Annotated in this window: 13 protein-coding genes; 7 read left to right on the forward strand and 6 right to left on the reverse strand. The window is 63.3% G+C overall.

What is annotated here, in order from left to right; translation table 11 throughout:
- The 4 genes from AC07OP_RS20565 to AC07OP_RS20580 form a co-directional block, all read left to right on the forward strand.
- Positions 1 to 1,259: immunoglobulin-like domain-containing protein (locus tag AC07OP_RS20565; protein ID WP_495109918.1), on the forward strand; the 1,259-nt coding region annotated here is incomplete at its 5' end.
- Between the two features lie 292 nt (positions 1,260 to 1,551).
- Complete coding sequence (locus tag AC07OP_RS20570; protein WP_495102327.1) at positions 1,552 to 2,793, forward strand: exonuclease SbcCD subunit D C-terminal domain-containing protein; 1,242 nt, start codon at positions 1,552 to 1,554, stop codon at positions 2,791 to 2,793.
- On the forward strand, positions 2,790 to 6,428 hold the full coding sequence (locus AC07OP_RS20575; RefSeq protein ID WP_495102328.1) for an AAA family ATPase: 3,639 nt from the start codon (positions 2,790 to 2,792) through the stop codon (positions 6,426 to 6,428). Before AC07OP_RS20570 ends, AC07OP_RS20575 begins: the two co-directional genes overlap by 4 nt.
- Entirely contained in the window at positions 6,425 to 7,018 is a 594-nt protein-coding gene (locus AC07OP_RS20580) for a glutathione S-transferase (RefSeq protein ID WP_495102329.1), read from the forward strand. The genes AC07OP_RS20575 and AC07OP_RS20580 overlap by 4 nt, the downstream gene beginning before the upstream one ends.
- On the opposite strand, the gene AC07OP_RS20585 is transcribed toward AC07OP_RS20580, so the two are convergent.
- The 4 genes from AC07OP_RS20585 to AC07OP_RS20600 all read right to left on the reverse strand — a co-directional run bounded on the left by AC07OP_RS20585 (position 7,015) and on the right by AC07OP_RS20600 (position 9,099).
- The gene (locus tag AC07OP_RS20585; protein WP_256097795.1) at positions 7,015 to 7,140 is read right to left on the reverse strand and encodes a hypothetical protein; all 126 of its coding nucleotides are present in this window, start codon (positions 7,138 to 7,140) and stop codon (positions 7,015 to 7,017) included. The two genes, AC07OP_RS20580 and AC07OP_RS20585, sit on opposite strands and share 4 nt — an antisense overlap.
- 170 nt (positions 7,141 to 7,310) lie before the next feature.
- Entirely contained in the window at positions 7,311 to 7,490 is a 180-nt protein-coding gene (locus tag AC07OP_RS20590; protein WP_027608577.1) for a hypothetical protein, read from the reverse strand.
- 156 nt (positions 7,491 to 7,646) lie between these two features.
- A complete protein-coding gene (locus AC07OP_RS20595; protein WP_495102330.1) occupies positions 7,647 to 8,822 on the reverse strand; it encodes a lactonase family protein in 1,176 nt (391 codons plus the stop codon).
- A complete protein-coding gene (locus AC07OP_RS20600) occupies positions 8,809 to 9,099 on the reverse strand; it encodes a DUF5629 family protein (protein WP_027608579.1) in 291 nt (96 codons plus the stop codon). The genes AC07OP_RS20595 and AC07OP_RS20600 overlap by 14 nt, the downstream gene beginning before the upstream one ends.
- A gap of 139 nt (positions 9,100 to 9,238) precedes the next feature.
- Between AC07OP_RS20600 and AC07OP_RS20605 the strand changes: the two genes are divergently transcribed.
- Together AC07OP_RS20605 and AC07OP_RS20610 are read left to right on the forward strand one after the other, a co-directional pair.
- Positions 9,239 to 14,095: a hypothetical protein gene (locus tag AC07OP_RS20605; protein ID WP_495102331.1), complete on the forward strand. Its 4,857-nt coding sequence runs from the start codon at positions 9,239 to 9,241 to the stop codon at positions 14,093 to 14,095.
- Positions 14,096 to 14,133: 38 nt separating this feature from the next.
- The gene (locus AC07OP_RS20610) at positions 14,134 to 18,789 is read left to right on the forward strand and encodes a dermonecrotic toxin domain-containing protein (protein WP_495102332.1); all 4,656 of its coding nucleotides are present in this window, start codon (positions 14,134 to 14,136) and stop codon (positions 18,787 to 18,789) included.
- A 142-nt stretch (positions 18,790 to 18,931) separates the two neighbouring features.
- Here the strand turns inward: AC07OP_RS20610 and AC07OP_RS20615 are convergent, their stop codons facing one another.
- Together AC07OP_RS20615 and AC07OP_RS20620 are read right to left on the reverse strand one after the other, a co-directional pair.
- Positions 18,932 to 21,307, reverse strand: coding sequence for an efflux RND transporter permease subunit (locus AC07OP_RS20615; RefSeq protein ID WP_495102333.1), 2,376 nt, complete (start codon positions 21,305 to 21,307; stop codon positions 18,932 to 18,934).
- Between the two features lie 15 nt (positions 21,308 to 21,322).
- Positions 21,323 to 22,351 carry a WD40/YVTN/BNR-like repeat-containing protein gene (locus AC07OP_RS20620; RefSeq protein WP_421534951.1) on the reverse strand — a complete coding sequence of 343 codons (1,029 nt, stop codon included), beginning with the start codon at positions 22,349 to 22,351 and terminating at the stop codon, positions 21,323 to 21,325.
- Between the two features lie 298 nt (positions 22,352 to 22,649).
- Here AC07OP_RS20620 and AC07OP_RS20625 point away from each other — a divergent pair, with 298 nt between their 5' ends.
- Positions 22,650 to 23,765 carry a Gfo/Idh/MocA family protein gene (locus AC07OP_RS20625; RefSeq protein ID WP_495102334.1) on the forward strand — a complete coding sequence of 372 codons (1,116 nt, stop codon included), beginning with the start codon at positions 22,650 to 22,652 and terminating at the stop codon, positions 23,763 to 23,765.
- Positions 23,766 to 23,804: the final 39 nt, after the last annotated feature.

The following is a 23,804-nucleotide window of genomic DNA, read 5'->3' on the forward strand; positions in this document are numbered from 1 at the left end:
TTCCCTCGACGTTGCCGGCCCCGGCGTTCGCCAACCTGGTTGCCCCGACCCTGAGTATTTACCCGCTGGATTACGAGCATAACGCCTCGGTGACGGTGGCCTATACCGGGATGAAGAGCACACAACTGATCACCTTACAGTGGATTTACCCCAACACTACGATGGCCAGCATTCCAGCAAAATATGGTCTGGATGGCGGTCGTGTGGATTTTGCAATCAGCCAGAGGATCCTGGCAGACAGCGTCGGTAAAGCCATTACATTAAGATATGTCGCGGTTATTAATGGTCAAGAGGTGGATTCCTTCACCCAAACATTGAACGTAGAAAATATCCATGCGTCGGACTTGCCTGAACCATTGATCAATAACCTTCCCAACGGCACAACACTGGACCTCAGAACCTTCAGCGGCAACGCCATGATATCGCTGCTCAAATGGCGTTTGAGCCAACAAGGCCAGCGAGTGTGGCTCGAATGCCTCAGTGTCGGCGCCACAAGGATGTTGGTGCTTGATGGTGTTGCCATCACCGCTTCTGAAGCGGCGAATGGGCTGATAAACAAACCGGTCTTAAGGACCTGGCTTAACCAACTACGCAGTGGCGCCGAAGTTATTGTGGTTTGTCGAGTTTCGTTTGATGGCAGTGCCTCCTATGCCACCTCCACCGCTTTTCCGCAAACACGGTACATTGTAGTAGGACAAATACCGCAGCTGGTTATCCCCTCGACGCCAATGGTACTGAATGGAATATCGGTGAGAATAAACTGGCCAAGAACAGGCTTGGAATCCATTAACAATACGGCCACTCGAGTAGCCAGTGGCGGTGTTCCACCTTATAGCTATACAAGCAGTAATTCGGCGATTGCCACCGTCGGCGCCACCACTGGCTTTGTCATCGGCAATGCAAACGGAACAGCGACGATCACTGCCCGCGACCAAAATGGAGCAACAGCTTCGTATGTTGTTCAGGTCAGTAACGTATTCCGTCTCCTTCAAAATAACTTTCCACTTAACTTCGGTGCTGCTGTCAATTGGAGAGCCGCCAACCAAGCAATCCCTATGAATTCCGGCGAGGCTGACATGTTGCGCAGGTATCTTTTCCCATGGCCGGCCGATAGGAACTATTGGTATTGCGACGATAGCGGAGCCGGTTGTGCGCCTTATCACTCTGTGTATTATGACCATAACTATCGCAGCGCACTTTGCATGAACATACTTAACCCTGACGCTTTATTTGGTGCATGGTGTTTGCAAAGGATCTGAACATTAGCCCCCTAAGTTAAACGCACAAACGGGAGAAAAAAGGGCCTGGTCTATTTAGCAATTGACCGGCCCTTTTTTTCACTATGAGTTCGCCACGACCACGGTGACGGATGTATTTGATCGCGCTCTGGGCGACTGGCTGCGACCTGCTGCGCAACCTGCAGGAACCAAGGCCTGAGTGGCAATCTTCAGCAAAGCCCTGGCCAACCGGGCGCTAAATTGCTTGCCCACCGCCCCTTCCAAAAATTTATAGGTAAACTCCCTCCTTTTCATCTTCTCCACGGAGTTCGCCTTGCGTCTGTTTCACACCTCCGACTGGCACCTTGGCCAAAACCTCCACGGCCAGGAACGCGACTTCGAACACGCCTGCTTCCTCGAGTGGCTGCTGCGCCAGATCGCGGCCCAGCACCCCGATGTTCTGTTGATCGCCGGCGATATCTTCGACACGGTCAACCCGCCGCTCAAGGCCCAGGAGCGCCTGTACGATTTCATCATCAGCGCCCACGAACAAAACCCCAAGCTGACCATTGTGATGATCGCCGGCAACCACGACTCCGGCTCGCGGATCGAGCTGCCCGCGCCGTTGATGCGGCGCCTGCGCACCCATGCGCTGGGCCGCGTGCTGTGGCTGGACGACGGCCAGCTGGACGCCGAACGCCTGCTGATTCCCCTGCCGGATGCCAAGGGCAAGGTCGCCGCGTGGTGCCTGGCGCTGCCGTTCCTGCGCCCGGCGGAAGTCACCGGTGCCCACCTGGGTGACGACTACCTGCACGGTATCGGCCAGGTCCATGAATGGCTGATCGCGGCGGCCAACGCCAAACGCAAGAAAGGCCAGGCGTTGATTGCCATCAGCCATGCACACATGGCCGGCGGTTCGGTGTCGGAAGATTCCGAGCGCAGCCTGATCATCGGCAATGCCGAGGCGCTGCCGGCCAAACTGTTCGACAAAAGTGTCGGCTATGTTGCCCTCGGCCATTTGCACAAGCCGCAAAAGGTCAATGGCGAGGAGCGCATTCGCTACAGCGGCTCGCCGATACCGCTGTCGTTTTCCGAAATTGGCTATAAGCACCAGATCCTCGATGTGACGTTCCAGGGCGAACGACTGGTCAGCGTCGAACCGCTGCTGATTCCCCGCTCGGTCAACCTGCAACGCCTGGAAGCCGCGCCCCTGGCGGACATCCTCAAGGCCCTGGAGGCGCTGCCCGACATCGACCTGCTCGCCGAAACCCAGCGCCACCCCTGGCTGGAAGTGCGCGTACGCCTCGACGAACCGCAACCGGACCTGCGCCAACAGATCGAAACCGCCCTGCAAGGCAAGGCCGTGCGCCTGGTGCGCATCGCCGCCGAATACGCCGGCCAAGGCCGTCGCGACGACAGCAACGAAGACGCACTGATCGAACTCGACCAGCTCACGCCCCAGGAATTGTTCAGCCGTGCCTGGCAGGACAGCTACGGCAGTGAAGTGGATGAACAGACCTTGAAGGATTTCGCCGTGCTGCTCCAGGAAGTGCAACAGGCAGGTGAACAGCCATGAAGATTCTTGCCATCCGCCTGAAAAACCTCGCCTCCCTGGCCGGACCGTTCGAGATCGACTTTACCGCCGAGCCCCTGGCCAGTGCCGGGCTGTTCGCGATTACCGGGCCGACCGGCGCCGGTAAAAGCACCCTGCTCGATGCCCTGTGCCTGGCGCTGTTTGGCGCCGTGCCACGCCTGGGCGATACCGGCCAGGCCAAGATGCCGGATGCCGACAGCGATATTTCCATCGGCGATCCACGCACCCTGATCCGGCGCGGCACCGGTGGCGGCTACGCCGAAGTGGACTTTGTCGGTGTCAGCGGCCGTCGCTACCGTGCGCGCTGGGAAGCCAATCGCGCCCGCGACAAGGCCAGCGGCAAGTTGCAGAACAGTCGGCAGAGCCTGATCGACCTGGACAGCAACCAACTGCTGGCCAGCCAGAAGACCGAATACAAGACCCAGCTGGAACTGGCCCTGGGCCTGAACTTCGAGCAGTTCACCCGCGCGGTGTTGCTGGCGCAAAGCGAGTTCAGCGCCTTCCTCAAGGCCAACGACAATGAGCGCAGCGAACTGCTGGAAAAGCTCACCGACACCGCGCTGTACACCCAGCTCGGCCGCCGCGCATTCGACAAGGCCAAGGAGGCCAAGGATACGCACAAATACCTGCAGGACCAGGCCACCGGCGTGGTGCCCCTGGCCCCCGAGGCGCGCGCCGAACTGGACCGGCAATTCGACGCGGCCCAGCAACAGCTCAAGACCCAACAGGCCCAACTCAAGCAATTGGAGTTGCAGCACACCTGGCTCAAGGAACTGCGCGAATGGCAGGACCGCCAGCGCAGTGCCACCGAACAGTTGCAGAGCGCGCAAGCGGAGTGGGACAACCAGGCCACACAGCGCCAGGACCTGAGCCGCCTCGACCAACTGGCACCGCAGCGCCATCAGTTTGCGCGCAGGGCTGAACTGCTCACCTTGCTGACGCCACTGGCCGCGCAGATTCAGCAGTACACCGAGCAACAGGCTGAACTGCAGACCCGCCAGGCGCAACTGCAACAACAGCAGACCGCAGCCCAGACGGCGCTGGTTGACGCACAGCAGCAACAAACTGCCGCCGCGCCCCTGCTACGCCAAGCCTTCGATGCGCAAAACACCCTCGCCCACCTGACCGAGAGCCTGGGCAAATTTGCGTCTGAAAAACAGTTGGCGCAAACCGCCTGCACTGAAGGTCAAGCCAACTTGAATGGCTTGCTCGACAAGCAAAAACAAGTCGACGAGCGCCTGCAACGCCTCGCCGCCGAACTGGAGCGCAGCAGCGCCCTCGCGCCGCTGGGCGATGCCTGGAACGCCTACCGCGATCGCTTGCAACAGTTGATGCTGATCGGTAATCGCCTGAAAAAAGGCCAGGCCGAACTGCCAGACCTTGAACAGCGTGCTACCAGCGCCGCAGAAAAATTTGCCCAGCAACGCGAAGCCCTCGACCTGCTGTATCAAGAAGCCGGCGCCGAACCCCATGCCGTGGCCGAACAGGTGCAACTGCTGGCCAGCCTGTTGCAGGACAATCGCAAGCAGCAGCGCGCCTTCGAAGACCTGTCACGCCTGTGGGACAGCCAGCAGCAGCTGGAGCAGCAAGCGGTTGCCCTCACGCAAAAGCTCGCCGATGCCGCCCGGCAACGCGACCAACTGAACCAGACCGGCCTGCAAACCAAGGCCGAGCTGGCCGTGGCTGAACAGACCCTGACGGTGACCAAGCAACTCTTGGAGCGCCAGCGCCTGGCCCGCAGTGCCAGCGTCGAGGAATTGCGCGAACAATTGCAGGACGGCCAGCCCTGCCCGGTGTGCGGCAGCCACGAGCACCCGTACCACCAGCCCGAAGCCTTGCTGCAGAGCCTCGGGCGCCACGACGACAACGAAGAGGCCACGGCGCAGAAAGCGGTCGATACCCTCAAGGAAAAACTCACCGAATTGCGCGGTGAAGTCGGCGGCCTGATCGCCCAGCAAAAAGAATTCCTGCAACAACAGGAACACCTGGTCACTCAACAGCAGGCGCTCCAGCCCAGCCTGGACGCGCACCCACTGGCAGCCTCGCTGTTCAATCAGGACGCAGCCAAACGCAACCATTGGTTGGCCCAGCAACTCAGCCAACTGAGCCAAAGCATCACCCAGGACGAACAGCGCCAGGGCGCCCTGCTCAACCTGCAGCAAAACGCCGGGCGCTTGCAGCAACAACTGCAAGCCGCCCAGGACGCGAGCCAGCAGGCGCGCCAATTGCTGGTGGACCAGCAGCGCGAGCTGTCCAACGACCGCGAGCGCCTCGACGAAGAACTCAACGCCTTCGCCAGCCTGCTCCCCGCCGACACCCTGGAAGGCCTGCGCAGCGACCCGGCCGCGACCTTTATGCAGTTGGACCAGCAGGTCAGCCAACGCCTTGAACAACTGGGCCATCAGAAGGATGAGCTGGCCGAGCAGCAGGAACGCCAGCAGGCCATCGAGAAAGAACAGACCCATCAACAACATCGCCAACAGCAACTCGAGGCCCTGAACCAGCAATTTACCGAGCTGGCCACGCAGCAGCAGGCCGCCCAGGAAAAACTCGGGGCCTTACTGGGCGAGCACGCCAGCGCCGAACACTGGCAACAGCAACTGGAACAGGCCGTGGAGCAGGCACGCCAGAGCGAGACGGACGCCAACCAGCAGTTGCAGGACATCCGCAACCAACTGATCCAGCTGGCCGCCGACCTCAAGGCCCAGCAGGAGCGCAAGCAAGCTTTCGAAGCCGAACAGCACAGCCTCGATGCCCGCACCACCGAATGGCGCGCCCTGCACCCCGAGCTGGATGACGAGGGCCTTGCGCGTCTGCTGGCGTTCGATGACACACACATCGCCACGCTGCGCGAACATCTGCACAGCAGCGAAAAAGCCGTCGAGCAAGCCAAGGTATTGCTGCTGGAACGCGAACAACGCCTCGCCGAACACCAGGCCCTGCACAACGGCAACCTGGACGCCGAACAACTCGACGGCGCCCTGGCTGCGCTCAATCAACACTTGGCCGACGGCGAAAAACACTGCGCCGAACTGCGCGCGCGCCAGTCCGAAGACCAGCGTCGCCAGGACGCCAACAGTGCCCTGGCCGAACAGATCGCCAAGGCCTATGACGAGTGGCAGCGCTGGGCACGCCTGAATGCACTGATCGGCTCGGCCACCGGCGACACCTTCCGCAAGATCGCCCAGGCCTACAACCTCGACCTGCTGGTGCACCATGCCAACGTGCAACTGCGCCAATTGGTGCGCCGCTACCGTCTCAAGCGCGGCGGCAGCATGTTGGGCCTGCTGGTGATGGACACGGAAATGGGCGATGAACTGCGCTCGGTGCATTCGTTGTCCGGCGGCGAGACGTTCCTGGTGTCCCTGGCCTTGGCCTTGGGCCTGGCATCGATGGCGTCCAGCACCTTGAAGATCGAATCGCTGTTTATCGACGAAGGCTTTGGCAGCCTCGACCCCGAGTCCCTGCAATTGGCCATGGACGCCCTCGACGGCTTGCAGGCCCAGGGGCGCAAGGTGGCGGTGATCTCCCACGTGCAGGAAATGCACGAGCGCATCCCGGTGCAGATCCAGGTCAAGCGCCAGGGCAATGGCCTGAGCACCCTGGAGGTCAAGTGAGCGAGGCGCTGCTGTACTCGTTCCGGCGCTGCCCCTATGCGATGCGCGCACGCCTGGCGCTGCGCTACTCGGGGGTGGCGGTGCGGATTGTCGAGGTGAGCCTCAAGGCCAAGCCGGCGGAGATGCTGGCACTGTCGCCCAAGGGCACGGTGCCGGTGCTGGTGGTGGATGGTGTGGTGATCGACGAGAGCCTGGCAATCATGCAATGGGCCTTGGCCCGGCATGATCCGGATAACTGGTTATTGCAGGGGGATCCGGCGGTACTTGAGCTGATCGCCGAGAACGATTCAACCTTTAAACATCACTTGAATCGATACAAGTACCCCGAACGCTATCCCGAGCAGCCGGTGGAACACTATCGATCCGAAGGCGAGGTGTTCTTGCAGAAGCTCGAGGGGTTGCTGGCCCAGCGCGCCTATCTGCTGGCCGACCACCCTGGCCTGGCGGACATGGCGCTCGCGCCGTTTATACGGCAGTTTGCCCACGTGGACCGCGAATGGTTTGCCGATACGCCGTACAAAGCGTTGCAACGCTGGTTGGAAGACTTCCTGCAATCGCCACTGTTTATCGGCGTGATGGCGAAGGCTTAGCCTTCGATCAGGCTCAACAATCGCTCGCGAGCGATCTCCGGTTCGCCGTCTGTCAACTGCACGGATGACAGGATCGGGGTGGAATAAAGGGCGAGGATAAGTGCGGCGAGTCGAAGTGCCATGCTGTCGATTCCATGAAAGAGCGCGTCAATATTTAAGCGTCAATTTAAACACATGGCAATGCGCCATTACCTCATTTTTTCTTCGACAGCTGCACAAACGCCAAACCACTCGAACGCGCGTTTACGTTCCAGTGGTTTGGCGTCTGCTTGTGTGCAGGGTCAATCAGCGCTCATTGCTGGGTCTTGTGATCCAGGGCGGCGTAGAAGTTGGCGCTTTGTTGCAGGTATTTCTGGGTGTAGGCGCTGGTGCTGGATTTTTTGCCGCTGACTTCCACGCTGGCGGCGGCAGGCAGGGCGACGGTGGCGGAAACGGCGGAGGCGGCGATGACGGAGAAGAGATTCAAGTTCATGTCGGTAACCCTTGTGTTCGTTCGGTTGGATGGCCGGGGAAGGCCTTGGAACCCAACTTACGCCCGAGGGTTGAACCTTAGAAATGCTTTGAAACAGTAGCCGCTATTAATACAATTAATACTAAGGGTCAGGCCCCGCATGGCGGGGCCTGTGGCTTATTGACGCACCAGGAACTTGAGGTCGCTGGGGGCATCGATCGGCAGTTTCTGCACGGTTTTACCCAGCAGGCCGGTCTTGGGGTCACGTTCGACCACCACGATTTCGTTGCTCTTCTGGTTGGCGATCAGCAGGAACTTGCCGCTCGGATCGAGGCTGAACTCCCGCGGGTGGTCGCCTTCGACGCTGCGGCGCTGCAGCTCCGTGAGGTGGGCGGTGGCCGGGTCCACGCCAAATACGATGATCTGGTTGGCGGTGCCGCGATTGCTCACGTACAGGAACTTGCCATCGCTGGAGGCGTGCAGTGCGGCGCCGGCCTTGTCGGATACCGGTTGGCCGGCGGCGAAGTCCACCAGTTGGGTCTGGCTGAGCTTGCCATCGGTGTAATCGAAGACCGCAACCTGGGCGCTCATCTCGGTGGTCAGCCAGGCATGCTTGCCATCGGCGCTGAACAACAGGTGACGCGGGCCGCTGCCCGGTGGCAGTGGCACAAAGGCCGGATCGGCGGGGGTCAGCGGCAGCTCGTGGTTGGCCTTGGGATCGTAGCGATAGGCGAACAGCTTGTCCGCGCCCAGGTCCTGCACAAACACGTACTTGCCATCCGGCGACGACACCACCGAATGCACATGGTTGGAGGCCTGGCGCTCAGGGTTCACGCGACTGGCCGGGTGTGCGCTCAACTGCACCGGGGCTGACAGCTTGCCTTCGGCATCCACCGGCAGCACCGCCAGGCTGCCGCCCGGATCTTCCAGCACCGAATAGTTGGCGACGAACAGGTAGCGCCCATCCGCCGCGACGCTGGAATGGGTCGGCTCGTTGCCCAGGCTCTGCACCTGATTGACCAGGGTGAGCTGATGATTCTTCGGGTCGATGCGGTAGCTGCTGACGCGGCCGATCGGGTCTTGCTGGCCCGGGCCGTTTTCATTGACCACGAACAGGTGCTTCTGGTCTTTGGAGACGGTCAGCCACGAAGGGTTGGCGGACTTCGCCGCCAGTACCGGCTTGCCTTGGAACTGCCCGGTGCGGCTGTCGAATTGCAGGCGATAAATGCCTTCGCTGGAGCCGGCGGTGTAGCTGCCCACCAGCAACTCATAGGTGTCCGCCGGTGCAGCCTGCACCGACATCGCCCCCACACTGCCGGCCATCAGCAGCGGCCAGAATTTACGCATCATCATGCTCGTCTTCCTCGTCGTTATTGTTGCCGGTGAAGGCGGCCATGCACACCAGGCGGTGCTCGCCCGAATCACCGGTGAGGGTCCAGCTTTGCAAGGCGTCATCGAAGGTTGCGGCCTGCACCTGCACCAGGCTGAAGGACCAACGTTTCTCGGCCCGGCCGTCCATGCTCTTGATCAGCAGCTGTTGATCGTCGAGGCTGAAATCAAAGGCATGCAGCCCATCGATTTCGAGCATGTCGCTGGTGTGGAGTTCAGTAAGCAGGGAAGCGGCAGTCATCAGGCTCATTCATCGCTGGAAAAAACGCTGATGATAGGCCAATCCGGCCACGCCGTCGTGTCGCGATAGCGGGCTACCGCACGGCAGCGGCCGGCGCTTGCCATTCTGGGGGCGAACTCCCCACAGAATGGAATCTCCTATGCCAGACACTTCAAACGCCCCGCCGGCGGGGCCGCTGCACTTCGCCCACCGCAGCAACACCCCGGCCCTGGCGGTCGCCCAGCAGTTCGCCACACGCCCGACGTTACGCCAGGTGGTCGAACGGCACCTGCACGAACGCCTGCAGGAACAGTTCCCAGGGCTGCCCCTGGACCTGGCCACCCTCAAGCTGGCCACCCCCAACCAGCGGCGCGGCTGGGACCTCAGGCGCTTGACCGATGTGGTCCTCGAGCACCTGGGCAATGGTACGGCCCTGAACCTGACCCAGGTGGTCGACCAACGCCGCTGCTTCCTGTCCCAGCGCCCGCCCTCACGCTTGACCTATGAGGCCAATGGCCCCCGCGAGCCGGACATGGCGGTGATCGAACGGCTGATCCTGGACCTGGCCTTCACCCTGCCCATCGCTTTTCAGCAAACCCTGGCCACCTATTGGAACGGCGCTGCCGACACCGGTAGCAGCCGCTGGCAATGGCTTGGCGATCTACTGGCGGACACCCTCAAAAGCAGCGCCAGCCTGCTGCCCGCCGGCACGCCGCGAGACATGCTGGACAGCGTGACCCGCCAGCCTGACCGACGTGAACGCCAGGCCGGGGGCACTGGTTTTGTGCATGCTTACTGCCTGGAAGCCTGTGTGATCCGGCAGGGCCGTGAAGCCCGCCTGCTGAGCAGCGACCTGCTGTTGGTGCAAGGCCACCAGGCCTTGCTGTGCCAGGCGTCGGGCAGCGTCGAGCCATTTGCCTCACTGGAAGTCTTCACCCAGGCCTGGGGCCAGCGCCTGAGCCAGCGGTTGCAGGTCGACAAGGTGGTGGTCAGGCGCTACGAGCCCGATGGCAATCTCTTCGATACCCAGGCCGCCCTGTTGCTCAACCAGCAACTGGATGACCTCGAAGCCATCGCCCTGCCCGCCTCCGACGGCGTGCGCAGCCTGGAGCAGCGTTTTGCCCTGGCGACAGACCCCAGCGCCGTCTTTGTCGCTGCGCCGGCACCCGACCCGATACATCAGGACGCCATCCAGACGGCGTTGCCCGCCTGGCTGCAGAGCGCCAATGCCCAGCAGCGTTTCGCCTACCGCCAAGGGCTGTTGGAACAGGCAGGCCTGCAGCGCCAACAGGCCGGGGCGTCGTTCCTGGACGGGGTCGAGAACCTGCCGGCCTTTGCCTCCCGCACCCTGCGCGAGCAGATGCGCCGCGACCACCCTGGCGCCAGCGTGGAACCGGACAACCTGCGGCTGACTTTCCATGTCCCGGTGGGTGACTTGCACAGCGGCTACCTGGCACCGGTGACCCTGGGCCTGACCGAGCTGGCGATCAAGAACCTCGCCGCCGCGCCGCACGGCCGCATGACCTTGCAGGACACGTCCGGGGCCGCCCTCCCGGCCTGGCTGACCGAGGACTATATCCTCGGGGAAAAAAGCCTGGTCCACAGCACGCCCGGCCTGATCCGCCAAGTGGATATCGGCCGGCGCTACCCGCAACAGCTGCGCGACCTGCTGCTGGGCGACAACCCGCAGGTACGCCGGCGTGAGACGCTGTTCGGCCAGGCGCTGACCGTGCAACTGCCGCACCAGGCCCTGGAATTGGCGATTCGAGGGCAACAGGGCTTCAACTTCCTGGGGTATCGCTACGTCAAGGCGGTGCTGCACCCCAGCGCGGCGGGGCGCGTGGTCGACACCCTCGACATCGTGATGCGCCCGCTGGCCTTCGCCCGCAAGCCCGCTGCCGTGCCGGATATCGTCGGCAACATGTTTATCATCGAACCCCGTGACATCGACGCCGGGCCGTCGATTCTCTATCGCCCGCTGTACTCTGACGCGTTGCAGCAATTCGCCAGCCGCGCGGCCCTGTTCGACGCCATCGCCCAGCCCGGTGCACTGCAAGACAGCGTGCTGGCCTGGATGAGCGACAAGGCCCGGCCGATCTACAGCCACGGCGGCTTCCGCAGCCCGCATATCCTGCGCTTCGGCCAGGGCGACGACACGGTGCAGTGGCCGGCGCCGCCGCCCGCGCAGTTGGTACAGGAGTTCAATGGCAGCGAAGTCGAGGGTTCCCTGGCGCAATGCCTGGCCACCGGCAACCTGACCCAGTACCTCTACGGCAGCAACGCCCGGGCGCTGGTGGACCTGGCGGATCGCGACGCGGTGTCCAATGCCGAAAGCCGTTGGGCGGTGTTGCTCGAAGGTGGCTGGCTGCTGTTCAACGCCCTGCTCTTGCCGCTGCTGCGCGGGCCGGCGCTCGTTGCAGGCTGGATGGTGCAACTGGCGGTCAGCCTGCGGCACGATATGGCCGCCCTGCACGGCGACGACGCCGCCGCCCGCGAACTGGCCTGGGTCGACGTGCTGCTCAACATCGGCCTGATCCTGCTGCACATGGCCCCCCGGCAACACCCGACCCTCGAGTTACCCTCGGAGCCCGCCTTACCGGTCACCCTCGCGGCCTTGCAGCGCCCGCCAGGCCTTGCGCCACGTCCGGCCACCCCAGTGGAACTGGGCCCGGTGGGCCTGCCCGCAGAGCCGCCGGCAGGCGACCGCACCCTGGTCGACTTTGTCCATTCCAACGCGCGCGACGCCAGCCGCCGGCGCCTGCTCGAAGCCCTGCGCGAACTGCATGTGCCATGGCCGGTGCCGGCCCCCGAGCCGCTGGACGCCGGTGTGTTCAAAGGGCTGTACCGCATCGACCAGCAATGGCATGCCTCGGTGGGCGGCCTGCTGTTTCGGGTAAACATCGCCGCGGACCTGGGTGAGGTGTGGCTGATCCATCCGCAAAAACCGCAGCATCCAGGCTTCGTGCTGGTGCGCAATGCCCAGGGCCAATGGGGCCTGGACCTGGGCCTGAAACTGCGCGGCGGCGGGCCGAAAAACCGCCTCAAGGCCAAGCTGGCCCACATCGACCAGCAGCGCACCCAAGCGTCGGAGGAGATCAATCGCATCAGTGATGAGGTCAGCGGCCTGATCAAACGCCTGCAGCCTATCGACCAGGTGCTGGATGCCGCCCGGCAGAAGTTCGAGCAGGCCCATAACGCCCTGGGTCTGGCCCGCACCCGCTTGCGCAGCGCACCTGACGACCCGGCGCGGGTGGCCGAGCACCTCGCCAGCGTCGCCCAGCGCTCCCGGGCCAGGGCCGGGTTCCAGGTGTTTCAGGAGCGCTTCGATGCGGCCGCCGCCGAGTTGCTGCAACAACGGCGCGCCTTGATCGAGGCCTACGGGCGGATGAAAGCCGTGGACAGCCGCTTCGACTACGAAGGGCAATGTGTGGAGCAATATCAGTCGATCCTGGCCACCGATGAAATTCGCGTCAGCCAGTTGTCGTCCCTGTACCTGGCCACGTTTGTGTCCGAGCAGGGCGAATCGCTGATCGAGCTGCAAGGCAGCGCCCAGGATGTGCAGGCGCTGCGCTATGTCAACGACCTGCTGGAAACCAACTTTGCCGTGTCCGAGCGCCATGCCCAGGCGATGATTGCCATCGAGGACACCCTGGAGGCGATGGCCGCACGCTTGAAAACCGGCGCGGCCCAGCGCCTGAATTACCTCAACGGGCATCCCAAGCGCCGGTTCTACAACCGCCTCAATGCCACCCTCGAATCCCTGGATGTGCTCACCGAGTTGAGCATCGACCGGACGCTCCCGGCCAGCACCCCGCAGGAGCACTATTTCCTCGCGCGCCATGAGCACCTGCAATCCTCCCTGTCAGCCCTGGAAGACTCCCACCTGGACCTGCTGACCACCGAAGGTTTCACCACGGCCGAACGCAAGGAGGTGCTGACCAACCTGGTCAGGCATTACAACCGGCGCCTGCAGATTTACCAGAGCCTGCTGGAACTCGACTCGCCCCTGGCGCACCCACGCTACATGCCGCTGCTGATCGAGCGGTTGAACACCGTGCGCGACAGCGCCGAGGCCGACCTGGCGGCGCTGCTGCGCGAAGATGAATTCCTGCCGCCGCAACCGGGGGCCTTCAAACCGGTACAGGCTCCGTCAAGAACCAAACGGGTGTTCAAGTCGCGGGACAAGGGCCCCCTGGTGGGTGACCTGGAACCGGCGCAGCGTGACCAGCCCTTCCCCACCATCGTGACCCGCAACCCCATTACCCAGCAGGTCAGCGGGCGCTTTATGGAGCACCCCAACGAGGGTTGGGTGGAAATTGTCGAGGCCAGGCCCAGCCGTCCCGCCGAGCCACCCCAGGCACCGGCGCTGTCCACACTGCGCGCCCAGGCGCAACGGTTGCAGGAAGAAGTGCCGGCCATCGAGCGCTCCATCGACTTCCAGAAACGCAAACTCAGCGACCCGACGCGTCGCGATGACCTCAACCCGCGTGACTGGCACGACATGCTCGCGCACCAGGCCGAGCGCCTCGACAACGTCGCGACAGAATTGTCCAGCCACGCGGCCGACAAGCCGGACGTGCTCCAAACCGTCGAGCGCCTGCGCCTGCGCGCCGAGGATTTGCGCACCCAAGGCCGCCAGCATTGCATCGAGGGTTACAAGGCCCAGCGCCCGCGCCAGGAAAACATCGAATTCCTGCGCGCCCATGCCGCCGTCGACATCGGCCTGGTCCACGGCCCGCAACGCACCGCCGCCAAGGACTATGTGTCGGAGTTCGCCGTGCGCGAGAAAAACCGCCTCACGGTGCTGTGGTATGCGCACTTTCACTACAGCCAGGCCGACAGCCCGCCGGGCGCTTATACGGCGGCCCACCTCAAGCGCCCCGAACAGCGTTTTGTCACCCTCCGGGACCTGATCGCCCAGGCCGGGGCAGATAACCGCAGCATCGTGCGCGACCTGTACAACCCGATCACGGCGCCGCTGGATCAGCGTCTGTTCCTGAGCCTGCTGCCCGCCTGAAACCCCGCTATGCATGGCATCGCCTGAAAAGGATTTTTATGCAACTACCTGACCCTATTGCCCACGCCGTCAGCGCACGCTTCACCCAGCGCCCGGCGCTGGAAACCGTGATTCGCGAGCAACTCGCCACGGCCATCGGCGCCACGTACCCCAGCCTCAGCCTGGACCTGCGCCGCACCCGCCTGGCCCGGCCACAACGCCGCGGCTGGCTGCTGCAACCCTTTATGCCGGTGGTCCACGATGCCCTGGCCAGTGGTGCGCCATTGGATTTCAGCGAGGTCAACGGCTCGCCCTGGTACCTTTCGGACGAGCCACCCAAACGCCTGAAACTGCCCGGCCTGACCGAGGAAAAACTCGACATGCAGGTCATCGCGAAGCAGGTCGGCGAACTGCCGCAAACGCTGCCCATCGCCCTGCAAAATGCGCTGGCGGCGTATTGGGACACCGGCCCCTGGCACTGGCTGGCCGGCGTCTTGCGGGACACCCTGCGCATCGGCGCCCTGGGCCAGACCGGCCTGGACCAACCCGCCAGGGAAACCCTGGAACAATTGATCGACTGCCCTGACCGCGAGGCCCGCCTTGCGCGGCATGGGGTGAATGCGGTGTTTGCCTACGCCCTGCAAGCCACCCTCACCCACGCCGAACGCTCGGTCACACGGATGGGGCCGCAGCTGGCATTGATTCGTGCCGTCAACAGCAAGGTCTCGGTGGTGCTGTGTGACCCGCAGCACACCGCCGAGGTTTTCCCGAGCATGGACGCCCTGATCCAGGCCTGTGGCCAGCGACTGGGCCGCCAGTACCAGGTCGACGACATCCTGATTCAACGCTACGAGCCCGATGGCGATATCTTCGAGCACCAGGCGTCGATGATCCTCGATCGCCAGCTCGAAGACCTCGGCAACCTGCGCCTGCCCACCGGCCAGCCGTTCAGTACCTGGCAGGCGCTGTACGCCGAGATCACCGACCCGGGGCGGTTTTTCCGCGACACGCCAACCGCCCCGCCCCAGATCCTGGACACTCTGCGCCAGCACCTGCCGGCCTGGCTGCGCGACGCCGATGCCGACGACCAGGCCACGTACCGGCGCTACGCCCTCGCCATGGCCGGCGCCAAACGGCGCGCGGCGGGGCGTACGGCCTTCAGCCAGATCGATGACCTGCGCACCTACACCGTCAAGGCGTTGTTGCAGGCCTTGCAGCAGGATGCCGTGACCCTGGGCAGCTCGGCCCTCGCATTGCCTTCCGTCGGCGCCTTGCACCCCGATGACCTGCAACTGACCTTCACCATTGCCGCCGGCTACCCAGGTACGTCAGGGATCATCCGCCATGAACGCATGAGCCTGACCGACCTGGCCATCGACAACTTGTCCAGCCGTCCCAGCGGCAGCGTGACCCTCACCCACCGCCACGGCCTGCCCCTGCCGGCCTGGCTGACCGCCGACTACCTGATGGGAGCCGACGGCCCGGTGGCGCGCGTGGACATCGGCCAGCACTACCCGCGGCTGCTGGAGGCCCACTGGCTGGGGGAAAGCCCCGAGGCACGCCGGCGCGAAACCCTGTTCGCCGAACAACAGGCCGTGCAGTTGCCGTTGCTGGCCCTCGAATTGGCCCTCAAGCAGCAAGCCGGCCTGAGCGCCCGGGGCGCACGCCTGGTGGCGGCACTGATGGAGCCCGAAGCCGCCAACCAGAAGGTCGACCAGCAGCCGGTGGTGATCCGTCACCTGGCCCTGCTGTCGGCACCCGGCGCCCATCCGGACACGGTCAGCGCCATGTACCTGATCGAGCCGCAGGACATCGGCGGCGGCCCCCATGTGTTGTATCGCCCGCTGTACGCCGAGGCGCTGCAGGAATTTGCCAGCCGTGAGGCGCTGCTGGAGGCCATCGCCGAAACCGGGCCGCTGCAGGACAGCGTATTGACCTGGCTGAGTGACAGGGCCCGGCCGATCTACGCCAATGGCGGGTTCCGCGAGCCCCACTCATTGCGCTTTGGCCAGGGCGACGAGTTTGCCCCCTTGCACAGGCCAGCGCCGGCCACCCTGGCCGCCGATGGCATCAATGACGAGTTGCAGCAGTGCCTGGTGACCGGGCGCCTGATGACGTACCTGTACAGTGATCACGCCCGGGCCCTGATCGAACAGGCCAACCGCGAATCGGTGTCCAACAGCGAAAGCCGCTGGCAGGTGCTGCGCGAAGGCAGCAGCCTGTTGTTCGGCAACCTGTTGCTTCCGCTGCTGCGTGGGCCGGCCATGCTGACCGGCTGGCTGTGGGGCCTGATGGCCAGCCTGGGCGAGGACATTCCGGCACTGGCCTCCGAAGACCCACAAGCGCGCGAACTGGCCAGCGTCGACCTGCTGCTCAACCTGGGGTTGCTGTTGTTCGAAGCCGTGCCCGCGATCACCGCCGCGCCCCCCGCGCTGGCGGCGGGGCTCAAGGACCAAGCGTTGCCCCCGCCCCTGGCCCCGTGGGTCGCCGAGCAGTGGCCGCAACCGCCCCCGCCCGCCATCCGCGAAGGCGCGGTTATCCTGCCCGGTGCGCTGGAGCGGGTGGACAACACCGTACTGGACTTGAGTTTTACCCAGGCTCGCTCGCGCCTGACCGCGATCCAGCGCCGCCGCCTGGCCAGCTTCAGCACCCCACGCCCGACGCCCCTGCCCCAACCAGTGTTGAACGGGCCGCGCCGGGGGCTTTACCCCGTCGAAAACCGCTGGCATGCCCTGGTGGACAACCAGTGGCTGCAAGTTGCCCTGGAGCCGGAAGGCGATATCCGCGTGGTGATGCCTGGCGACGCCAGCCTCAGCGGCCCGTACTTGCGCAGCGACGGCAACGGGGAGTGGTCGGTAGACACCCGCCTGCGACTGCGTGGCGGCATGCCGCCGAAACGGATTGCCGCCGAACGCCAGCGCCAGGCGCAACGCATCAGCGAACTGAAGAAGAGTTTCGAACAGTTCATCCAGGGCCAGGTGGCCATGCAGGGACGGCTCGACGTGATCCTGGCGGTGATGACCAGAACCGCCGAAGACTCGCGCTTCAGCGAAGCGCAACACGCCGATAGTCGCCAACGATTCGATACCGCACTGCAGGAACAGACCCAGGGCTACCAGCAGCAACTGGACAGCCTGCCGGAACGCAGCAGGCTGGGGATTGCCCTGCCGCCCCGGTCGGTGGCGAGCCTGTTGGAAAATGTCATCAACAACGTGCGCAAACATGTGGTGGTGGCCGAAAAAGACCGCGCGGCGCTCTACCGCAGCCACCCTCACTTCACTACCAAGGGCGGCCGCCTGGCCGAAGCGGTGCTGACCGATTTCCCGGCCTACCGCCAGTTCATTCGCGCAATGATTGCCATCAATGAGCGCTCGGTGCGCTGGCTCGAACTGCGCGATCGCTACCTCGAGCAGTTGTTCAGCCTCGGCACTGCCAGCGCGGAAGACTACATTCGCCTGACCGCGGAACGCCCCCAGGAAATCAGCGTGCTGGCCGTCAAGGACCTGCTGATGCGCAACTACGAACTGATGACCCATAAACACCCTGGTCATCCCTTGGTGGAGGTGCTGATCGATATCCTCGAGCCGCTCCAGGAACACTTGCGTACCCAGGCCGACCTGAACGACCTGGAACTGTCGGCAGAGGAACGCGTCAACGTGCTGGAAAGCCTGGTGGAGCACTATGGCCGGGGGCTGGACTCGTTGCAGGGGGTTGGGATCGTCAACGCCGATGAGTTCGATGTCGACTATTTCGCCAAGCTGGTCAAGCTGGTGCAGGCGCTGTACGAGGAGGCCGCCAGTCAGTTGGCCAGCGAAATCAAGCCGCTTGCCCTGCCCGCCCCGCGCCCGAGCCGGCGCAGCCCGACGGCGGTGGGGAGACCGCAGAAAAAGGTCATCCGCACCTCGAAAAAAGGCACCTTTATCGGCGAGGTCAAACCGCTGGGTACGCTGGAAACCGTGGAGGTTCGCTCGGAAGTCACGGGCGAGGTGCTGGGCACCTACTCGCAACGGGGCGAACAATGGATCGAATTCAAGGAGTCGCCGCCCTCACCTACCGCGCCGGCTCCCCGCAGCCTGAGCCTGGTCAAGGGGGAAGCGCGCAAACTGCTGGGCATGCTGGAAGAGCACCTGAAACGCGGCGATCAATACAAGAAAATCTCCAGGCATCCGGAAGAGGTCCAGGAGGTGCTGCAGTATGAGTCGGTGCGCTACGACAAGTTGGCGACCGAACTGCATCAGGCCATCCAGGCCCAATCGGCCGAGGCCCGCACGCTCGCGGACCAGAACCTGGAGCGTGACATGCGCCAGGCGGCGGCACGCCTGAGCGAGCGCGGCCTGGCCCTGCGTATTCAACTGTGCCTGGAGCTCCCCCCCACCCACGGCAACCTGGAATTCCTGATCGAACAAAAGCGCGCGAACATGGCGCTGCTGGGCGAACGCATTCAACTGATCGGCGACCGCCGGGACTTTGTCCAGGAATACGCAATCAACGACCAGGGTGGCTACCCCTTGTGGTACGCCCACTTCCACTACCCGGCAGCCGACACGCCCAAGCAGGCCTACGCCGCCGCCCACCTGAAGACCCGCGAACAGCGCCGGGTCAGTTACTACTCGCAACTGGCCAGGGCCCAAAGCCCACAGGCCGTGGTGGATGTGCATCGTGGCTTGATCGGCAAGGCGCTGGCGGAGCGCTGGTTCCTGCCGCTGGCCCGCTAATAAAACTGTGGCGAGGGCGCTTGCTCCCGTTGGACTGCGCGGCAGTCCCGTTCTTTTCAAACAAAGAGCTGGGGCCGCTTCGCGGCCCAACGGGAGCAAGCGCCCTCGCCACAACAGTCCGTCCGCTGTTCTTTAGCCAGGCTCAGTGGGCAAACAACGAGTTACCCTTCTGCCCCGCCAGCTTCTCGGGCTTGATCAGGAAGCGTGCCAGCGCCGGCAGCAGCCACAGTGCACCGAACATGTTCCACAGCAGCATGAAGGTCAGCATCAAGCCCATGTCGGCCTGGAACTTGATGGCCGAGAAGATCCAGGTGCACACGCCGATGGCCAGGCACAGGCCGGTAAACAGCACGGCCTTGCCGGTGGACTTGAGCGTCTGGTAATAGGCTTCCTGCAACGGCAAACCGGCACGCAGGAAACTTTCCAGGCGGCTGTAGATGTAGATGCCGTAGTCCACGCCGATCCCCACCCCCAGGGCCACCACCGGCAAGGTCGCGACCTTGACGCCGATGCCCATGAACGCCATCAGCGCGTTGCCCAGCACCGAGGTCAGCACCAGCGGCAGCACGATGCACAGGGTCGCCGCCCAGGAGCGGAAGGTGATCATGCACATGGTCGCCACGCACAGGTACACCAGGATCAGGATGGTCAACTCCGATTCCTTGATCACCTCGTTGGTGGCCGCCTCGATCCCGGCGTTACCGGCAGCAAGGATGAATTCCAGGCCGTCCTTGTTGTTCTCCTTGGCGAAGTCCTGTACCGCATGCACCGCGCGGTCGAGGGTCTCGGCCTTGTGGTCGTTGAGGAACACCAGCACCGGCGCCAGCGAGCAATTGTTGTTGTACAGGCCATCGGCACGGGCGATGGAGTTGTTCAGCACATCAGGGTTACGCGACAGGGTCTCCCACTTCAGGTTGCCCTCGTTCATGCCCTTGATCATCTGCTTGGACACGGTCACCAGCGAGATGGCCGACTGCACGCCCTCGGTGTTCTGCATCTTCCACATCAACTGGTCGATGGGCGCCATGGCTTCATAGCGCGAGCAGCCTTCGGCCTTGGTCTTGACCATCACCACCAGCACGTCGGAGCTGGTGGAGTAGTTGTTGATGATGAAGTTGTTGTCCTTGTTGTAGCGCGAGTCGGGGCGCAATTCCGGCGCGCCTTGGTCGAGGTCGCCGATCTTCAGGTTCTGGCTGTACCAGAGGCCACCGCCAAAGGCGACCAGCGCGAGCAGGACCGAGACCGGCGCGACTTTGGGGCTGGCGAATTTCGACAGCAGGCGCCAGAACGGATGTTCGCGGTGCGCGTCCTTCTTGCTCCGGGCGATAGCCCGCTTGCTGATACCCGCATAGGAAATCGCCACCGGCAGCAGGATCAGGTTGGTGAACACGATCACCGCCACGCCGATGGACGCGCCGATGGCCAGTTCGCGGATCACGCCGATATCGATGATCAGCAGCGTGATAAAGCCCACGGCATCCGCCAGGATCGCGATCATCCCCGGCAGGAACAGTTGCCGGAAGGTGCGCCGCGCGGCCGTCAAGGCGTTGTCCGCCTCGCTGGATTGCAGGGCGATACCGTTGATCTTCTGCACACCGTGGGAAATCCCGATGGCGAAGATCAGGAACGGCACCAGCATCGAGTACGGGTCCAGCCCGAAGCCGAAGAAGTGCATCAGGCCCAGTTGCCAGACCACCGCCACCAGTGTGGTGCTCAACACGGCGATGGTGCTGCGCAGGCAGTTGGTGAACCACAGCAATAGAACCAGGGTGATGACGAAGGCAACGCCGAAGAACAGCACCACCATCACCAGGCCGTCGATCAGGTCGCCGACCTTCTTGGCGAAGCCGACGATGTGGATCTTGACGTTGGGGTTCTGGGCTTCGAACTTGTCGCGGATCTTGTCTTCGAGTTCATGGGAGAACTTGCGGTAATCCAGGGCCAGCAACTTGCCCTGGTCCTGCGGGTCCGGGTAGGACTCCAGCAGCGGGATGTCGACGATACTCGACTTGAAATCATTAGCCACCAGCCGTCCGACCTGGCCGGACTTGAGCACGTTGTTGCGCAGCTGATCGAGGCTTTGCGTTGAGCCGTTGTAGCTCTGCGGGATCACTTCACCGCCGGCGAAGCCTTCTTCGGTGACTTCGGTCCAGCGTACGCTGGGGCTCCACAGCGATTTAAGGCCCGAGCGGTCGACGCCGGAGATGTAGAACACTTCGTCGTTGATCTGGCGCAGGGTCTCCATGTATTCCTTGGTGAAGATGTCACCGTCCTTGGCCTCCACCGAGATACGCACCGTGTTGCCCAGGTTGGCCAGGTCGTTGCGGTGTTCCATCATCTTTTCGATGAAGGGGTGCTTGAGGGGGATCATCTTTTCAAAGCTGGTGGACGGGCGAATCAACGTCGCCTGCCAGAACAGGAAAATGCTCACCAACAGGCAGATCACGATGACTGCCGGGCGGTTATTGAAGATCAGGCGCTCAAGAAAGGTCGCTTTATCGTTGTGATGACTGCTCATGCGTTCCCCGCCTTCTTATTGTTTTGTCGGTTCGGCGCCAGTGGGTGTGGCGACGCGAACACCACCCTGCCCGACCAGAATCAAGTTGCCGTTGCCTGCCGCCGTGACGGCCGACAATGAAATACGGTCGGGGCGATTGAACACGCTGAAGGTCCGGCCGTCGTCATGGCTGACCACCACGCTGCCGCCATTGCCGACCACCACCAGCGAACCGTCTTCGAGCAAGGTGGCCCCCGACAGGCCGAACTCCAGGGCGCCGCGTGCGGCATTGAGTTCGACCTGTTCCCAGGTGCTGCCGAAATCCGTGGAGCGGTAAAGATTGCCGCGCAAGCCGTAGGCCAGCAGGGTTTGGGGTTGTGCGGTGCTGATCACGCCAAACAGCGAGCCCTCGTAGGGGCCTTCGAGTTTTTCCCAGGTCTGACCGTCGTCGCTGGAGCGGAACATGCTGCCCTGCTCGCCGACGATAAACAGGCCGGCGTCCTTGATCCGGGCGATGGCGTTGAGGTGGAACTGGTCTTCATTGTCGAGGCGGTCGCTGACGTCTTCCCAGGTCTTGCCGCCGTCGGTGGTTTCGATCAGCGCCCCGTAGGCGCCCACGGCCAGGCCGTGGTGGGCATCGTTGAACCACACATCGAGCAACGGCGCTTCGCGCTTGAGGTCTTGATACTGCTGAGTCCAGGTGGCACCGCCGTCGGAACTGGCGAGGATTTGCGCATCATGGCCGACCGCCCAGCCCTGCTTGTCATCGACGAAATACACCGCCGTGAGCAGTTGCCGGGTGGGAACCTTGGCTTGGGTCCAGGTGCTGCCCTGGTCATCGGAATAGAGGATGTGCCCACGATCACCGACCGCCACCAGGCGCTTGCCGGCATGCACGACATCGATCATCAGGCCTTTGGCGGCCTTGGGGGATTCAATCGCAAAAGAGCTATCGCTGGCGGCCTGGACAACGGTCGGCAACGCGACAGTCCCAAACAGCGAGAGCGCTGCGGCCAGCAACGCAACCCTGCGTGCGGCGCGTGGGCGGCAAACAACCCAACCCATGACAGGCTCACTCATAGACCTTTCTCCCATTTATTATTGTTAGGTCGTCTCGCCTTCCCGGGCCCTGAAACCTGCAATCTAGAGCGCCTGGAGGAAGCAGGGGCCATCCTATCGGGCTTTCGAATCGTCTGACAATCGGTGCTACGTTATCTTTTGTTAACTGGCGGCGTTTAGCCATGCCTGAATAGGCGGGTATCAGCCAGGCTGATTAATGAATTTTTATTCCATCTATTGAATTATGGGAATTTTTATTCCATTAATAGCCTTCCTGAAAACAATAATCCAAAGGACCACGGCTATGCGTGAACTCGGAATCGGCTTGATCGGCACAGGCTTCATGGGCCGCGCCCACGCCCTGGCATTCAACAATGCCCGGACGGTATTTGAACTGCCGATACACCTGAAGCTGGCCGCCCTGGCCGATGCCGACACCGAGCGCGCCCAGCGCTGTGCCACGGCCTGGGGGTTTGCCCAGGCCCACGGCGACTGGCAGGCGCTGATCGACGACCCGGCCGTGGATGTGGTGGCCATCACCACGCCGAACCACCTGCACTTTCCCATGGCGATGGCGGCCATTGCAGCGGGCAAGGCGGTGTATTGCGAAAAACCCCTGGCGGTCAGCCTGGAGCAGGCCGATGCCATGCGCCAGGCCGCCCGCGAAGCCGGGGTGGTGACGCGGGTCGGCTACAACTACCAGCACAACCCGATGATCGGCCTGGCGCGGCAACTGATTGCCGAGGGTGACCTCGGCGACATCATCAGCTTCCAGGGCGAGTTCAGCGAAGACTTCATGGCCGACCCGGCGTCACCATGGTCGTGGCGCTGTGAAGTGGGGCATGCCGGTGGCGCCCTGGCGGACCTGGGCAGCCACTTGCTGTCGATGGCGCGTTACCTGGTGGGCGATGTGACCGGCGTGTGTGCCGACACCCAGACCGTCCACGCCCAACGCCCGGCCGTCAAAGGCAGCGCCGAGCAGAAAGCCATCGCCGTGGATGACCAGGTGCACGCCCTGCTGCGCTTTGCCAACGGCGCGCGCGGCACGGTGAGCAGCAGTTGGCTCAAGCACGGTTACAAGAACCACCTGAGTTTCGAGATCAGCGGCACCAAGGGCACCTTGGCGTTCGATCAGGAGCGCTTGAATGAACTGCGCCTGTACCGTGTCGGCCAGGACGGTTTCCAGCGTTTGCTGGCGGGTCCTGCCCTGCCCGGCTACGCGGCGTTCAGCCCGGCGGCGGGGCATCAACTGGGCTACAACGAGCTGAAGACCCTGGAGGTGCAGGAGTTGATCATGGCGGTGGCCGGCCAGGGCGCGGATGGCACCGACTTTGACGCGGCATGGGAGGTGGAACGGCTGGCGACGGCGATTCGTGTGGCTGCCCGTGAAGAGCGCTGGGTCAACCTAAACTCGCTCTGAAGCGCAATGCAAAACCCCGAGTGGGAGGGGCAAGCCCTT

This window comes from Pseudomonas sp. GW821-FHT09D08, from assembly GCF_059416305.1.

Bases quoted from the DNA above. Each gene is read 5' to 3' on its own strand.
- AC07OP_RS20620 (WP_421534951.1), bottom strand. From the start codon at position 22,351: ATGGGTTGGGTTGTTTGCCGCCCACGCGCCGCACGCAGGGTTGCGTTG.
- AC07OP_RS20625 (WP_495102334.1), top strand. From the start codon at position 22,650: ATGCGTGAACTCGGAATCGGCTTGATCGGCACAGGCTTCATGGGCCGC.
- AC07OP_RS20615 (WP_495102333.1), bottom strand. From the start codon at position 21,307: ATGAGCAGTCATCACAACGATAAAGCGACCTTTCTTGAGCGCCTGATC.
- AC07OP_RS20600 (WP_027608579.1), bottom strand. From the start codon at position 9,099: ATGACTGCCGCTTCCCTGCTTACTGAACTCCACACCAGCGACATGCTC.
- AC07OP_RS20595 (WP_495102330.1), bottom strand. From the start codon at position 8,822: ATGATGATGCGTAAATTCTGGCCGCTGCTGATGGCCGGCAGTGTGGGG.
- AC07OP_RS20610 (WP_495102332.1), top strand. From the start codon at position 14,134: ATGCAACTACCTGACCCTATTGCCCACGCCGTCAGCGCACGCTTCACC.
- AC07OP_RS20590 (WP_027608577.1), bottom strand. From the start codon at position 7,490: ATGAACTTGAATCTCTTCTCCGTCATCGCCGCCTCCGCCGTTTCCGCC.
- AC07OP_RS20585 (WP_256097795.1), bottom strand. From the start codon at position 7,140: ATGGCACTTCGACTCGCCGCACTTATCCTCGCCCTTTATTCCACCCCG.
- AC07OP_RS20605 (WP_495102331.1), top strand. From the start codon at position 9,239: ATGCCAGACACTTCAAACGCCCCGCCGGCGGGGCCGCTGCACTTCGCC.
- AC07OP_RS20575 (WP_495102328.1), top strand. From the start codon at position 2,790: ATGAAGATTCTTGCCATCCGCCTGAAAAACCTCGCCTCCCTGGCCGGA.